14 protein-coding genes and 1 pseudogene are annotated in these 13,953 nt (G+C 60.8%); 3 read left to right on the top strand and 12 right to left on the bottom strand.

Annotation, left to right across the window (positions count from 1 at the left end):
* Positions 1-268 (bottom strand): TCP-1/cpn60 chaperonin family protein (locus tag NKH59_RS32290; RefSeq protein WP_352823685.1); only part of this gene is annotated, 268 nt, incomplete at its 3' end.
* A gap of 113 nt (positions 269-381) precedes the next feature.
* Positions 382-696 (bottom strand): co-chaperone GroES, encoded by a 315-nt coding sequence (locus NKH59_RS32285; protein WP_352542955.1) that lies wholly within the window; start codon positions 694-696, stop codon positions 382-384.
* Positions 697-1,187: 491 nt separating this feature from the next.
* On the opposite strand from NKH59_RS32285, the pseudogene NKH59_RS32280 reads away from it, so the two are divergent.
* The 3 genes and pseudogenes from NKH59_RS32280 (at position 1,188) to NKH59_RS32270 (ending at position 2,150) form a co-directional block, all read left to right on the top strand.
* Positions 1,188-1,450, top strand: a pseudogene (locus tag NKH59_RS32280) (hypothetical protein).
* A complete protein-coding gene (locus tag NKH59_RS32275; protein ID WP_352542956.1) occupies positions 1,447-1,764 on the top strand; it encodes a hypothetical protein in 318 nt (105 codons plus the stop codon). The pseudogene NKH59_RS32280 and the gene NKH59_RS32275 overlap by 4 nt, the downstream one beginning before the upstream one ends.
* A 143-nt stretch (positions 1,765-1,907) precedes the next feature.
* Positions 1,908-2,150, top strand: coding sequence for a hypothetical protein (locus tag NKH59_RS32270; protein ID WP_352542957.1), 243 nt, complete (start codon positions 1,908-1,910; stop codon positions 2,148-2,150).
* A 142-nt stretch (positions 2,151-2,292) separates the two neighbouring features.
* On the opposite strand, the gene NKH59_RS32265 is transcribed toward NKH59_RS32270, so the two are convergent.
* The 10 genes from NKH59_RS32265 to NKH59_RS32220 form a co-directional block, all read right to left on the bottom strand.
* Positions 2,293-2,919 carry a hypothetical protein gene (locus NKH59_RS32265; protein ID WP_352981430.1) on the bottom strand — a complete coding sequence of 209 codons (627 nt, stop codon included), beginning with the start codon at positions 2,917-2,919 and terminating at the stop codon, positions 2,293-2,295.
* 24 nt (positions 2,920-2,943) lie between these two features.
* Complete coding sequence (locus NKH59_RS32260; protein WP_352981429.1) at positions 2,944-3,957, bottom strand: ABC transporter substrate-binding protein; 1,014 nt, start codon at positions 3,955-3,957, stop codon at positions 2,944-2,946.
* A gap of 687 nt (positions 3,958-4,644) precedes the next feature.
* Positions 4,645-5,889 carry a response regulator gene (locus tag NKH59_RS32255; protein WP_352685828.1) on the bottom strand — a complete coding sequence of 415 codons (1,245 nt, stop codon included), beginning with the start codon at positions 5,887-5,889 and terminating at the stop codon, positions 4,645-4,647.
* Positions 5,807-6,172 carry a response regulator gene (locus NKH59_RS32250; RefSeq protein WP_352685827.1) on the bottom strand — a complete coding sequence of 122 codons (366 nt, stop codon included), beginning with the start codon at positions 6,170-6,172 and terminating at the stop codon, positions 5,807-5,809. Before NKH59_RS32250 ends, NKH59_RS32255 begins: the two co-directional genes overlap by 83 nt.
* Positions 6,169-8,823 carry a GAF domain-containing protein gene (locus NKH59_RS32245; RefSeq protein WP_352685826.1) on the bottom strand — a complete coding sequence of 885 codons (2,655 nt, stop codon included), beginning with the start codon at positions 8,821-8,823 and terminating at the stop codon, positions 6,169-6,171. Before NKH59_RS32245 ends, NKH59_RS32250 begins: the two co-directional genes overlap by 4 nt.
* Positions 8,789-9,373 (bottom strand): SCO family protein, encoded by a 585-nt coding sequence (locus NKH59_RS32240; RefSeq protein WP_352542843.1) that lies wholly within the window; start codon positions 9,371-9,373, stop codon positions 8,789-8,791. Before NKH59_RS32240 ends, NKH59_RS32245 begins: the two co-directional genes overlap by 35 nt.
* Positions 9,370-10,380 carry an ABC transporter substrate-binding protein gene (locus tag NKH59_RS32235; protein WP_352685825.1) on the bottom strand — a complete coding sequence of 337 codons (1,011 nt, stop codon included), beginning with the start codon at positions 10,378-10,380 and terminating at the stop codon, positions 9,370-9,372. The genes NKH59_RS32240 and NKH59_RS32235 overlap by 4 nt, the downstream gene beginning before the upstream one ends.
* Positions 10,381-10,413: 33 nt before the next feature.
* A complete protein-coding gene (locus NKH59_RS32230; RefSeq protein ID WP_352542841.1) occupies positions 10,414-11,421 on the bottom strand; it encodes an ABC transporter substrate-binding protein in 1,008 nt (335 codons plus the stop codon).
* Between the two features lie 45 nt (positions 11,422-11,466).
* The gene (locus NKH59_RS32225) at positions 11,467-12,474 is read right to left on the bottom strand and encodes an ABC transporter substrate-binding protein (RefSeq protein WP_352542840.1); all 1,008 of its coding nucleotides are present in this window, start codon (positions 12,472-12,474) and stop codon (positions 11,467-11,469) included.
* 30 nt (positions 12,475-12,504) lie between these two features.
* Positions 12,505-13,518 (bottom strand): ABC transporter substrate-binding protein, encoded by a 1,014-nt coding sequence (locus NKH59_RS32220; protein ID WP_353024263.1) that lies wholly within the window; start codon positions 13,516-13,518, stop codon positions 12,505-12,507.
* Between the last annotated feature and the right edge of the window lie 435 nt (positions 13,519-13,953).

Below are 13,953 nucleotides of genomic sequence, written 5' to 3'. Positions count from 1 at the left end.
TGGTGCCGTCGCCGGCAAGGTCGTTGGTCTTCGAGGCCACTTCGCGCACCATCTGCGCGCCCATGTTTTCGAACTTGTCGGAAAGTTCGATTTCCTTGGCCACCGTCACCCCGTCCTTGGTGATGCGCGGCGCGCCGTAGGCCTTGTCGATGATGACGTTGCGGCCCTTGGGGCCGAGCGTCACCTTGACGGCGTTGTTGAGGATTTCGACGCCGCGCAGCATGCGGTCGCGCGCGTCGGTGGAGAATTTGATTTCCTTGGCAGACATTTTTTATCCCGTCGAATTTGGAATGGAACGGTCGCCGCGCGGAACGCGCTGCGCTTGTTCTTTCAAATACTGGAGCGACCTTTGCGCGCCTTGAGGGACACGCGCCGCTCCAGTCAGGCGGCCTTCTTGGCTTCGACAGCTTTGTCGATGACGCCCATGATGTCGGCCTCCTTCATGATCAGAAGGTCCTCGCCGTAGATCTTGACCTCCGTGCCCGACCATTTGCCGAACAGGATCAGGTCGCCGGCCTTGACGTCGAGCGGAACAAGCGCGCCATTCTCGTCGCGTCCGCCCGGGCCGACGGCGATCACTTCGCCTTCCTGTGGTTTCTCCTTGGCATTGTCGGGAATGATGATGCCGCCCTTGGATTTGGTGTCGCCTTCGGCGCGGCGAATGACGACGCGATCGTGGAGTGGCCGGAATTTCATGGAGAACTTCTTTCTGGGGCCAGCATAGGCGGCCGCTACCCCTGATATAGGCGCGTTGGCACTCGATAGATAGGAGTGCCAGAATTATTTCTGGCCAATGGCCAAGAATTCGAATGATATAATTCGAGACGCCAGAAATTCGTTCGGATGGAGGAAAACTTTCTGCCGGCTTGAATTTCGCGGATGCGGGTTATTATTCCAAAGATCAAGTAAAGGAGGCCGCGACCTTGTTTGGAACTCAATTGAGGCGCATAGGTAAAACTTGTTGATTTGGGTCGAGTTGGCTTTGTGTCAGAGCCCCGCCATTCACCACCGAATTCTCGAAAATGAGTGCATGCGCCGGTCCGGCGCACATCTCGTTCCGTTCGGATCCTGGAATGAAACCGACGCTGACCACGGATGTACTGGCAGCGTCGGGCATCGTCCCGGCGGTTCGAGTGGGACTGATACGGAAAGGCGCAGCCGCCCGTTTCCGCGGAAAGCCGCAATTCATGACCAGCCGCACCACAAATACAGTCGTTCGCTTCAAGTCGGCGTTTTCGCTGCCCGGCTTTGATACACCGCAACCGCCCGGAGAGTATCGGGTTGACCATGACGAGGAGGCCCTCGAAGGGACTTCCCAGATCGCATGGCGCCGCGTGGCCACCTTCATTCACCTCCGGCGATCACCGCGAGCGGTGCTACGCAGCAGATGGTGCCGATCGAACCGGCATTGCTTCAAGCCTCGCTGGAGCTGGACGAGAGACAATCATGAGAACCACAACCCTGATGCAACGCAACGCACGCCCAGTCCGCCGCGAAGCCGCAACGCATCTCTTTGCCGTCGGACAAGCTGTCCGGCTGAAGAGCGGCATCGGCACGTTTCCAAAGGCCGCGGAAATCTACCGCGTCACAGCAAGGCTCCCGCCGAGCGGAAATTCGCTGCAGTACCGCATCCGCAGCGACGTCGAACTTCATGAACGGGTGGCGATGCAGGACAGTCTCGAACCGGTCGACACTTCGCCCGGTGACAGCACAACGCTCATCGAAAGGATCTTCGAACGTGTCAAAGGGACAGAAATGGTTTAGCCGGAAGATCGGGAACCCGACGCAGGAGAAGGTCCCGCCCAAGCCTGAAAGCGTATTCGGCGCCCACACCAGAGTTGCAGCCGATATCAATGCCCTGCGCGGCAAGGGCAAGAACTGACGTAGCGACACGGGCACGGATGACGATGAAGATCGTGATCGAATTCTATCGCACCCGAACCTCGGACGATGCGCATGCCGTGGTCGGGCGCGAGACGGCGCAAGCGGCCAACCTCGACCATGCGCTCGAGATCGCCAGGCTTTTGGCCAAAACCTTGAACATGCCGCAGCGGCCGGACGCCATGACGATCGCCGACGCGAAGGGCGCAACGCTCTATTCCGGCGTTCTGGCCACGGAAGCGATCAATGAGGAAAGGCCAACGCCATGAGTGCCCGTAGCAACGAAACCGATCGGCAGTGCAACGCCGCCGGGCTTGCGGTCTGGGAAAATGAGGGTGGGACATCGGGACGCGACTTCGCGGACCGTCAATATGGCCGCCGCGTCGAGGCGGATCGGTCCTGGACCGTCTGTCATGTCTTCAGCGGAATTCCGGCGCTGATCGACGTGGTGCCATGACCGGCCTCAGCCGGTCGGATGCGACGCGCAGCATGTTGTCCCTCAATCAGCGCAATGCCGAGTGCCAGAGGGCGTGGGTTGCGGCGCCGCCAATTGCCCCACACGAGGCAGCGGCGGTCAATCATGACGCTCTCCTTCCCAAACCCCAGCCGCAGATTCGATGAAGTGTGCGATTTTCGGTAGGTAGGCCCCGAATCACGAACGTTCTGATAACACCGGAATGTCGCCTCCTGGAGCAAGCGACCAACGCAGTGCCGCAGTCGAGAACGGCTAGCACCGTCGTTGCGGCCAATATGGAGGTCGCCAGCGGAATGGCGCTCACGTTTGCGACATTTGTTGCCGTGTGGTTGCTGTTGATGGAAACGGCTGCTCCCACGAAACAGCAGTCCTCCAGAGACAACTAATATCTGCAGGCTGGTTGCTGCCACCATCCGGCCGCGTTGGTCGCCGCGAAAATCGCGCAGCGACACGCGCGTCCCGTCCTGCGATGTCAACGTGATGTCCTGAGCCAGTCCGATTGTCGGCAGGCGCTCGTCCTTCGGCGCGTCGTGCTCACTCGCCCGCGCTATGACCAGCGCCAAGGCGTGACTGCGTCTGCTAGGGTCTCAGGCCTTCAACTCGCGTTTGAGCTCCTCGAGGAAACGCCAGTCCGTTCCGTTGGACAGGATTTGTTGCGGGCTCGACTTGATCATGCCGGTCTCCTGCATGCGCAGCGCATAGAAGCGCACGCTGTCTTCGGCGTCGAACACGCGCCACTTGTCGTGCTGAGCACCGTTCAGCGTCCCAAGCGCTTCGTCATAGTTGGGTAGAAAGCCTCGGTCGACGAGCTGCTGTGCCGCCAACGACGGATCAGAAGCGCACAGGTCAGCGGATTTGAGAATGGCGCGCAACACCCGCTTCGTCGCGACCGGGTATCTGCTCACGTAGTCCGCATTGCCGGCAACCATGCAGCAAAAGTATTGCGACCACGGGCGGTCGGTCCCGTTGTTGACGATCGTATGGCCGATCTTCCGGGCGTGCAGGATCTGCGGTTCGGGCGGACCTGCCATGTAGGCATCGACCTTGCCGTCGATGAACATTTGCATTGGGGCTTGTTCACCCTCCACCCACTCGATATCGTGCATGGGATCAAGCCCGACATAGTTGGCCATGAGAGCCGTCAGGATGTGAGGATGCGACTCCACCGACCCTCCCCCGACGCGCTTTCCACGCAGATCCCTGATGCTGCGGACGCTGTCGTTGCCGATCAACTCGAAGCAGCCGGAATGCACGCCGATCAGCACTTTCACCGGCACGCCGGCGTCGATGGACCTAATGTGCATCGACGGCATGTTCATGTCGAAATCGATCAGGCCGGCGGAGAGCCACTTGGAATTGTCGATGTGGGTGTCGCCTTCGACATATTGGATATCGGTGAAACCGTCGGCGCGCAGAAGTTCTCCGGCAAGGTAGATGGACGCCCAACAGTAAGCGCCTCCGACCCACTGCCCCAAGCGGACGGTTGTCGTTTCCAGAGCAGGCTCCCCGGCCGCACTGGATGTGCGAACATTGAAGAGCCCGGCACCGCCGATCGCCGACAGGCCGGTCAGGAATATGCGACGATTCTGCATTAGCTTCATCGGGACGCTCCTTTGGCAAATTGATCATCCCTAGGAATCAACCAAATGACCCCAATAGAGGACGGACAATGCGTGAGCGCGCCGAGTAATCGCGAGTTGGAGCACGCCCTGTTAAAGGCGGGAGTCTTCTCGTTCTTCAGTCGCTGGCCAAGAACGCTTTCAGCCAACGATTAACGACCATACGCCTTCTCAACGTTCGTGGCGAGGGCAATGCTCTCAGCCAAGGCCAAGCCCTTTTACGGAACCCTCGTACCTTCCAGGGCGCTGACAAAACGGATCCATCGGGTAATTGCCAAAAGGCGCCTTCTCGAACCAATTCGAGACGTTCGAGTTCATCCCACGTGACGACTGGATCGGGTCCAAAGTTCGCGTTGGCAGAGGGCTGGCTTGCGCCACGGACGCTGCACCCATCCGCTACGGCCATCTTGTCCAGGCGCTCTTCATAGGTTGGGCTGGACTTCCGGACACTCCTGTCGCGCCTTGTGGCGACCGGGCTTGAAAGAAGCCAACCAGGTATCTGTAACGTGCCTTGCGAGCTGACGTTGGGAAGTTTCCCCGAGCGAGGCGAATAGGGAGCAACGGCCATGGAGCTCAAGGCCGTCCGATCGCTGATCGGTCTAGCTGCCCGCATCATTGTATGGCCCATTCAGCGCAGGAGCCGATCTATCTCATTAGGCACAGTGATCCCTAGCTTGGCCGACCGATCCACCGCACAATTTCATAGGCAGGCATCGATCGGCGAAAGCCCTTCAGCGTCAGTTCGCCAACGGCGACGGACTCAACCAGGGATTCGACGGCACCAACGACCCGCTGGCTGACGAGAATCTGGCGTGGCCTGGCTTCCTCGCATAATCGGGCGGCGTGGTTCGACACTGTGCCTATCACTGCATAATCGGCGCGCTGATCGAAACCGATCCGCCCGATGGTTGCATGGCCTCGGGCGATGCCGATTCCGAAGCCGAGCAAGTGATCGCGCTTGCGCCATTGCTCCGAATGCTCGTCAATCGCATCACGCATCGCCGTAGCCATGCAGACGGCTCTCTCGGTATGGTCGGCGCAGGGCAGTGGATCGTTGAAAACCACAACGATACCGTCGCCCACGAACCGCTCAAGAGTTCCCTCGTGGCGGACGATTTGTTCACCAAGACAGGCGTGATATTCGCCAAGCACCGCCATCACCTCCTCGGGTTCGGCAGTTTCGGCGAAGGCTGTAAAGCCGCGTAGATCGCAAAAGACAACGGTCACCTCGCGACGGTGACTTTGCAGAAGCGCGTCGCCATTTCCCGCCGCAAGGATCAGGTCGGCGACTTGCTCGGGCAGGAAACGCCGGAGTCGGCCCATTCGCTCGATCTCGATCACCTGATCCGCCAGGGTCTGCTCGAGCGAGCGGTTCCAATTGGAAAGCTGTGCGGCCTGTTCCTGGAGGAGTTGGGCCTGACTTGCGACGGTATCGTGAAGCGCCTTCTGGCGAAGCATCGAGCGCACCCGCGCCAACAGCGCCCTGTGCTCGAAGGGCTTTGTCAGGTAGTCGTCACCCCCGGCGTCCAGCCCCTCGACAAGATCACGCGTATCGGCCTTCGCGGTGACGAGGATGACCGGAATCGCCTGCAGCGAGATGTCCTGCTTGAGCAGGCGAACCACGCTGATACCGTCGAGCTTCGGCATCATGATGTCGAGCAGGATCAGATCCGGCGTGAGTTCGCGAGCTTTTGCAAACCCCTCTTCACCATCGGCGGCGGTCGCCACTTCGTAGCCATTCGCCTCGAGGCGCATGCGCAGGATCTCGAGGTTTTCCGGAGTATCGTCGACCGCGAGAATTCGGGGCGGATCATGCAAGACGTTGTCTCCTTCAGGAAAGGAACTGCCGAACCATTGCGAGCAGCTCGCGCGGACTGAAGGGCTTGGCAATGTAGCCATCGCAACCTGCAGCAAGGGCTTTCGCCTCATCACCCGACAGCGCGTAGGAGGTGACGGCGATGATCGGGATGTGCCGCACCGTTGGGTCAGCCTTGATGCGGCGGGCCGCTTCATACCCGTCGATCACCGGGAGCTGAATGTCCATAAGGATCAGGTCTGGCCTGTGCGCTCCCGCTGCAGCGATGCCGGCGGCGCCGTCCGCCGCCTCGATCAGTTCGTATTCGGTGGTGGCAATGAGATCGCGGATGATCTGGCGGTTGTCCTCGGTGTCTTCCACCATCAGGATTCGTTTGCTCATGCGGCCCTCACTTCCTCATTCACCCGGATTGGTATCTTCAGCCGGAATGTCGATCCTGACCCGAGCACGGACTCGACGTCTATGGTCCCACCATGCATTTCGACGATGCGCTTCGAGATCGCCAGGCCGAGACCTGTGCCACCCTTCTGCCTGGTGCTGCTGTTGTCGACCTGCTGGAATTCTTCGAAGATGAGACCCTGGTCCTTGGACGCGATGCCGGGACCTGTATCCCGGACGGTGATCTCGAAATGTCCGTCTACCGCGCCGGCAAGAATGTCGACCGCACCCGTTTCGGTGAACTTGACGGCATTGCCTGCAAGATTGAGCAGGACCTGCGTCAAACGGCGTTCGTCCCCGCGGCCGATTGGAAGGTTCTCGGCAACAGTCGTTGAAAGCTCAAGACCCTTCGCTCGTGCCAGCGGCTCGACAGCCGTAACGGCCAATCGAACAACCTGCGCGACCGAGTAGTCCTCGATCGCCAGCGTGAGCTGGCCGGCTTCGATCTTCGAAAGGTCGAGTACGTCGTTGATGAGCCCGAGGAGGTGGCGGCCGTTTGCCTGCACGCGCGCGACGGTCGTCTTCGCCTTGTCCGGGAGTTCGCCGTAGATGCCGTCGACCAGCAGTTCTGTGAAGCCCAAGACCGAATTGAGCGGTGTCCTGAGCTCGTGGCTCATATTCGCGAGGAACTGGGACTTGTGGCGGCTGGCGGTCTCCAGCTCCCGGCCTTTCTCCTCGATCTCGCGGAACAGCATGGCATTCTGGATCGCGAGCACCGATTGGGCTGCGAAGGTCTCCAGCAGGTGGACGACTTGCTCATGGAAGGCACCTGGCTTGTGGCGCCTGACGACCAGTGCACCGACGATCTTGTTGGGCCTCAGCAGCGGAACGATCAGGATACCGCGATATCCGGCATCGACGATCGTCTTTCTTACAAGGAAGGATGAGGTCTCCTGGCCGAGGTCGGGAAACTGCACCGGCATGCAGCGCCCGGGTGCGTCGCCGATCCCCATGTCGGCCAGCCCGATCGTCTGGTGTGAGACTGCGGCGATAAGCTCATCGCTCATACCGAAGTTTGCGCGCGGACGGAATTGCTGCCGCGTGCTGCTGAACACGTAGATGGTGCCAGCATCCGTCTCCGACAACTGGACCGCTTTGGCGACGATTGTTTTCAGCACCGTGTCGAGATCCAGCGTCGAATTGACCGCCTTGCTCACCTCACCAAGCGCCTCGAGCTCACCAACAGACGCGGCAAGCTCGCGCGTTCGTGACTGCACCGCCTCGAAGAGCCGCGCATTCTCGATGGCGATCACCGCCTGGTCGGCGAATGTCTCGACGAGCGCGATCTCCTTGGGATTGAAAGATTGCGGCTCAACCCTCGTCATGACGAATACGCCAACGAGATCACCTTCCCGTAACAGCGGAGCAGCGAGGACGGTGCGGAATCCGCCGGCCTCAGCGATCAGGGCAACGCGGTAGTCCGGATCAGCGGTCACGTCTTCGATTTGCACCATCCGCCGTTCTTCGATTACGCGCCCCACGGCGGAGCCCCGGCCTGCGGCAAGCGCTGGAAGTGGATTGGCGTCGACATAGGCGCTGAAACTGGGCGGGTAGCCATGCGTCGACACATAGCGGAATACGCCATCCAACAACTGCACGATACCACCCTTGTCGGCACGGCAGAGCCTGACAGCCGATTCCACCAACGTATCGAGCACAACCTGCAGATCGAAGGTAGAGCGGCTGATGACCTTCAGAACGTCTGCAGTGGCTGTCTGCTGCTGAAGGGCCTCGTCGAGCTGCTGGGTGCGCGTCTCAATCTCCTGATACAAGCGCCCCAGCTGGTCGGAGGTCTGGTTGACGTTAGCGGCGAGCACTCCAAGTTCGTCGCGATTGGCGACGGCAACGTGTTGGGCGAAGTCGCCGGCCGCTATCTGACTGAGACGCGTCTCGATCTTCTTGACCGGTTCGATCAACGACCAGGAGATGATGTAGCCAAGCGCAAGCGCGAGCAGGATGCTGCCCACCGCAAACGAGACTACGATCAGTCTGGACGTGCCGTACGCACCCTCGCTCGCTTCGATGGCCGCCACCATGTCGGCTTCGGCCATGTTGACCAGCTGGTCTGTCAGCCGCTCGAGGCGGTCGGCCGACGGCATGATCTCGTCCAGCTGAACCTTGCGCGCTTCGTCCGTGCGACCGGCGCGGACGAGCTCTGCCACGTGCGTCACCCCGGCCGTCAGCCGTTCGTACTCTTGCCTGACCTGGCCAAGCACTTCCACTTCGGCTTTGGCGACGAACTCCATGCGGTCGAGGTCATAGCCAAACTGGTTGAGCTGGCGCAGCGCCCCATCCAGCATCCGGTTGTCCTGAAGCAACAGGGCGGTGGAGATGCCGTAGAGCTGGGTGGTCGTATCGTGCTGCACCTGGCGATAGGCCGCGATCCTGCGCTGCAGCTTGATCAGCTCGTTGGTCTGATCGTTGACCCCACTCAGCACCTGCAACCCGACGGCCCCGAGCACGATCAGCAGGCCGACGATCGACAGGAACGCGATCAAGAGCTTGGTCTGGACGCGCGCCGGCAGCCGGGCAACCCAGCCAACGAGCCGGTTCGTTATGCTATTTGGATTCGTCCAAGAGGCTGACAAGGTCATCCCGGAACTCCTCCAAGTCGAACCGGACGCCAAGATACTGTACTCGCAAGATGCCATTGGGGTCTACGAGCGACGTCAGCAAGGTATGGTCGACATCTCCGTCCACCGTTTTCTTCGCGATGACGCCGTATTTCCGTCCAACCTCATGGACAATCGCCGGATCACCGGTAAGAAACGACCAGCCCTTCAGATCGGCGCCAAAATTCTGTGCATATTCCTTCAAAACATCGGGCGTGTCGCGCTCCGGGTCGACGGTGATCGAAACGAAGGCGATTTGGGGTCCGAACGCATTACCCAACTCCTCCTGCACGCTGGCCATATGGGCGGTCAGCATGGGGCAGACGTCGGTACAGTGCGTATAGATGAATGAGACGGCGACCACCTTGCCGCGAAAGTCGTGCAGCGACACGCGCACACTATCCTGCGATACCAAGGTAAAGTCCGGCGCCTGTCCGATCGTCGGCAGGCGCTCGTCGTGCCGCGCGTCGTGCGCGTGTGCCGGCCCGGCCATCAGCGCCAGCACCAAGATGCGCGCCGGCCACTCGCTCACGTTTTCATCTCGCGCTTGATCTCGTTGAGGAGGCGCCAATCCGTGCCGTTGGCGATAATCTTGTTAGGGCCGGCCTCAATGAAGCCGACTTCGTTCATCCGCAGTGCGTAGAAGCGCATCGTGTCTTCGGGGTCGAACTCCCGCCACACGTCGTAGCGCGCTCCGCGCAAGCCCTCCAATGCATAGTCGTATCGATCGGTGAACTTGCCGTCGACCGATAGTTGCGCAGCCAGTTGCGGATCCGACACGCAGATGTCGGCGCCCTTGAGGATGGCTCGCAGCACGCGTTTGGTCGCCACCGGGTGTCTGTCGACATAGTCCGCGCGGCCGGCAAGCATGCAGCAGTAGTGTTGCGACCATGGCCGGTCGACGGTCGTATTAAGGATCGTGTGGCCGACCTTCCGGACGCGCTGCTCCTGCGGCTCGGGTGGCACCGCCAGAAAGGCATCGACCTTTCCTTCGTTAAAGAGTTGCATCGAGCTGACGTCCGGGTTCGCGACCCACTTGAGATCGGTGGCGGGATCGAGACCGACATAGGCGGCCATGAGGGTCACGAGCACGTGCGGAGCTGACGTCAGCGCGAACACGCCCACCCTCTTGCCCTTGAGGTCGGAGATGCTGTTAATGCTTTCGTTGACGATCAGTTCGAGGCAGCCGGAGTGCAGGCCGGTGACCACCTTTATCGGCATGCCGGCTTCGATCGCCATGATGTGCGCTGGCGGAAAGTCGGTGGCGAAATCCAGTTCGCCGTTTGCGAGCATCGCGAACGGATCGGAGTCGACGGCCAAGTCTATGTAGCGTACATCGGTGAACCCTTCGGCGCGCAATAGCTCCCCGGCGATATTCTTGGGTGCTTCGCAAAGGGCGCGGAACGTCCTTGGCAAACGCACTGTCGTGGTCTCTGGCGCCGGCTCGGCATGAGCCAATGTCGGCACTTTGACGAGGACCGCGGCGCCGACCGCCGACAGGCCCATCATGAAGTGGCGGCGGCGCTGGACAATCTCCATGTCACGTCTCCTCTCCCCTCGGCACGAGCAGACTCAGCCTTTCAACTCGCGCTTGACCTCGTTGAAAAAGCGCCAATCCGTGCCGTTCGCGATGATCTCGTTTGGGCTCGACTTGACAATCCCGGCTTCATGCAGCCGCAGCGAGAAGAACCTCATCGTGTCCTCGGGATCGAAGTCGCGCCAGTTAGAGTATGGGAGCTCGCGGAGCGACTGCACAGCGTAGTCGTATTGTTCCGTGTGTCCGCGATCCACCAGAAGGCGTGCCACCCGTTCCGGTTCAGCCGCGCAGATGTCGGCCGATTTGATGATCGCCCGGATGACCCGCTTGGTGGCGGCTGGATTTTTCTCGGCATACGCGGCGTTGACCGCCAGCATGCAGCAGTAATATTGCGACCACGGTCGGTCCTTGGAACTGTCGAGGATGACGTGGCCGACTTTGCGGGCGCGGAGGTCTTGAGCCTCAGGCGGAAAAGCCAGGAAGGCGTCGACCTTGCCATCGGCGAAGAGCTCGGCCGGCTTTGCCTCGCCGACGATCCATTCGATGTCGCGTTGCGGATCGAGGCCGACATAGGTCGCCATGGCGCTGACGAAGATATGTGGATCCGACGATAGATTGCCGCCGACGCCGACCTTGCGGCCCTTGAGATCCGCGATGCTCTTGATGTCCTCGCGTCCGAACAACTCGTAGCAGCCGACATGCACTCCGGAGATCACCTTGATCGGTGCGCCAGTGTCGACCGGAATGATTAGGGCCGTGGCAAAGTCAATGCCGAAGTCGATGTCCCCGCGCGCCAGCATCTCGGTCTGGGCGATACCGGCCTCGGCGGCCACGAAGCCGAAATCTGAGAACCCCTCTGCGCGGATCAGATCCTCGGCGACGTACTGCGGAGCGATGCAGATACCAGGCGCCGCCGCAAAGCGGGCGGTCGTGGTTTCAGGTGCCGCTTCGGCGGCGGCCGCGTTGCGGCCCTTTGCAAGACCCGCGGCTGCGAGCGCAGACAGGCCTGTAAGGAAACGGCGACGGTTCTGGACAATCTGCACGAGTCTCTCCTTCCCTTGAAAAGGCAACGCGTATTGGCGATAGGTCTACGTCTTCAGCTCTCGCTTTAGCTCATTGAGGAAGCGCCAGTCTGTTCCGTTGGCGATGATCCTGTCGGGTGTGGACCCGATCAAACCGATTTCCTTCAGCCGCAGCGCATAGAAGCGGACGGTGTCAGTTGAATCGTAGTCCCGCCATTTCCGGTAGGGCAACTCGCTGATCGCTGCGAACGCGTCATCGTAGCGGCTGGCGAATCCGCCCGCGACCAAGCGCTCGGCAACCAAGGCCGGCGCGGCGGTGCATAGATCCGCGGCCTTGAGGATGGCGCGCAGCACCCGCTTGGTAGCAACCGGATGCGCGGCCACAAAATCGCTGTTGCCGGACAGCATGCAGCAAAAATATTGCGACCAAGGTCGGTCCACTGTGCTGTTGACGATCACGTGCCCGACCTTGCTGCGCCGCAATTCCTGCGGGTCCGGCGGAAAGCCCAGGAATGCATCGATTTCGCCCCGCGCGAACAGCTCCTTGGGCTTGACCGCCGGGTCCACCACCCAGTTGATGTCGCGCGCCGGATCGAGCCCGACATAGGCGGCGATGCTGGCGAGGAACAGATGCGGCCCCGAACCGAGCCCCTGGACGCCGACGTTCCGGCCTTTCAGATCGACGACGCTGTCGATCCCGTGCTTGGCAAACAGCTCGAAGCAACCGGGATGGACGCCCCCGAGCAGAGTGAGCCGCGCACCGGAGTCCAAGGCGACGATCGAATTTGTCACGAAGTTGAGGCTAAAGTCGATCTCGCCATTCGCCACCGCGGAGGCCGTGGCCGCACCGGGGCCTGCCGCGACATAGGCAACCTCGGTGAAGCCCTCAGCGCGCAGCAGGTCCTCTACCACATACTGTGGCGCCACGCAGATGCTAGGGATCTTGGCCAAGCGAATGCGTGTGGTCTCCGGCCCTGGCTCGGCAAGAACTCGAGTTGGAGCGCCGACGAGGCTTGCGGTGCCGGCAGCCGTCAGGCCGGCCAGGAAGCGCCTGCGGCTCTGAATGATTTGCATGTCTACGTCTCCCCTCGAGACCAGATGGGATCAGGTTTTCAGCTCACGCTTCAACTCGTCGAGGAAGCGCCAGTCCGTTCCGTTGGCGATGATCTGTTGTGGGCTGGACCTGATCATGCCGGTCTCCTGCATGCGCAGTGCGTAGAACCGCAAGGAGTCTTCGGGATCGAATTCCCGCCAGCGGTCGTACCGAATGTCCTTCAGAGTTTGGAGCGCGTAGTCATAGCTGGTCTCAAAATCGCGATCGACCATCTGCTGGGCCACACTTTCGGGATCTGACACGCAGAGGTCGGCGGCCTTGAGGATGGATCGCAAGACCCGCTTGGTCGCCACCGGGTATCTTGTCACATAGTCCGTCGTGGCCGAGATCATGCAGCAGAAATACTGCGACCACGGGCGGTCGACGGCATTGTTGAGGATCGTGTGGCCGATCTTCTTGGCGCGCAGCTCCTGCGGCTGGGGCGGCGTCCCGAGGAATGCGTCGATCTTCCCTTCGACGAAGAGTTCCGTCGGCTTGACGTCGTTAGTCAAGACCCATTGGATATCGTTCACTGGATCGAGTCTGACATAAGCGGACATGAGGGACAGCCACACGTGCCGCGAGTTGTTGAAACCGTTCACGCCCACTCTCTTGCCCCGCAGATCCGTGACGCTGCGAATGCTCTCCTTGGCGATCAGTTCGAGGCATCCCGAGTGCAAGCCGGTCAGCACCTTGATCGGCACGCCGGCGGCGATCGACGCGACCTGGTTCGGCGCAAAGTTCACGGAGAAATCGGTCTCACCGCGTGCGATCCATACCGATTGGTTGACGCTTCTGTCGCCTTCTATGTAGCGGACATCGGTAAGACCCTCGGCGCGCATCAGTTCTCCGGCGATGTACGCACCTGCCCAACAGTAGGAACTACCGACCCACAGCGGCAGACGAACCGTGGTCGTTTCCAACGGCGGTTCCGCGTGGAGTGACCCTGGAACACCGACGATACCGGCAGCGCCTGCCATTGCAGCGCCGGCTAGGAACCGGCGGCGGGTTTGGATGATCTGCATCAGAACGCTCCTCTTCCGATTGGCAAAAGCAATACTGGCCGGAACCGAGGAAAAGAGGTTTCAGCAGAGGCAGATGGTCTGGTGAGCGCGACGAGTAGTTGTGGAACCTAGCGCGCCTAGTCCGATGCGAGAGTCTTGCGCTCTCAGTCGCCGGCTCATTTATTAGCAACAGACGATATGCCACGATACGCCCAATTTGCGTAGGTAGCGAGCGCAAAACTTGCTACGCCGAACGTCCCGCCAGCGCCTCGCTGTCATGGAGACTGTTTACGGGGTTGCGAATGGCCAGTTCAAGTTTGCTGCGGCCGGACCCACCCGCTGAACGTCCGCTATCGTTCTTCGGACGCCAAAAGCCGCCATTCCGCTGTCGTGAAGAGTTTCGGGCGCCGGCAGGCGTACGAAAGTCCCCGAGGAAGGAACCCGCGGGCCACAGGC

Origin of the sequence: Mesorhizobium sp. M0998, assembly GCF_040318885.1 — a bacterium.
Lineage (GTDB): Bacteria > Pseudomonadota > Alphaproteobacteria > Rhizobiales > Rhizobiaceae > Mesorhizobium.
This window is presented reverse-complemented; position numbering and strand designations above follow the sequence as displayed.